1 protein-coding gene is annotated in these 887 nt (G+C 79.1%); it reads right to left on the bottom strand.

Features of this window, described 5'->3' with window-relative positions:
* Positions 1–97 precede the first annotated feature (97 nt).
* The coding region (locus BG452_RS35740) for an NAD-dependent epimerase/dehydratase family protein (protein ID WP_188308499.1) at positions 98–887 on the bottom strand (790 nt) is incomplete at its 5' end.

Raw genomic sequence — 887 nt, 5'->3', positions numbered from 1 at the left:
GGCCGGCGGTGCCGGGCGGGGCGCCGCCGGCCGGGGCAGGGCGGAGCGGAGCGGAGCGGCTGCCGGAGCGGAGCGGCTGCCGGAGAGGGCGGGCCGGCTACCCGCGCGGGGCGGGCACGGTGTAGTCGCCGTGGATGTCGCAGGCCCACCACTGGGCGAGGGCGCGCATGCTCTCGCGGAGCACGGCCGAGGCCTGCCAGTGGAGTTCGGCCTCGATCAGCCCGGTCGCCATGGTCCAGCGGTCGACCGCCGGGTTCTGCACCCACTCCCAGGGCGTGCGGCGGGAGACGTCGGCGAGCAGCCCGGCGAGCTCCTGCTCGTCGAAGGCCGCGGAGGCGACGTTGAGCACCGGCTGCGCGGGCGGGGCGGCCAGGACGGCGCGCAGCGCGTCGGCGAGGTCGCGGTGGTCCAGCACCTGGTGACGGCCCAGCGGGTTGAGGGCGAGCGGGCGCCTGGTCCAGGCCAGGTTCACCCAGCGGACCAGCGGGCTGTCCGGCGACGCGTACGGGCCGACCGGGTCGGCGAGCCGCAGCACCTGGACGGGGACGCCGTGGTCGGCGCCCCAGGCGCGGGCGCGCTGCTCCTCCCGCCACCAGGCCAGGGCGACCGGGTCGGCGGGGGCGTCGGCCACGGCCTGCTCGGTGACGGTCCGTTCGCGGCTGCCCCGGTAGACGGCCGAGGAGCCGCCGTAGACCAGGCGCTCCACCCCGGCCTTGGCGGCGGCGGCCAGCACCTCGGCCAGCAGGCCGTCCTGCTCGGGGCGGCCCAGGTGCACCACGGACCGGACGCCGTCGAGGTCCCCGGCGCTCGGGTGGCCTGCCGGGGCGTCGGCGTCGTGCCCGGCGTCGGCGAGCAGCCGGGCCAGTTGCCGGGCGAAGGCCGGGTCG

The sequence above is a fragment of the Streptomyces sp. CBMA123 genome (genome assembly GCF_014596465.1).
GTDB lineage: Bacteria > Actinomycetota > Actinomycetes > Streptomycetales > Streptomycetaceae > Kitasatospora.
Note: the sequence above shows the minus strand (reverse complement) of the source record. Positions and strands in the feature narration are given on the sequence as shown.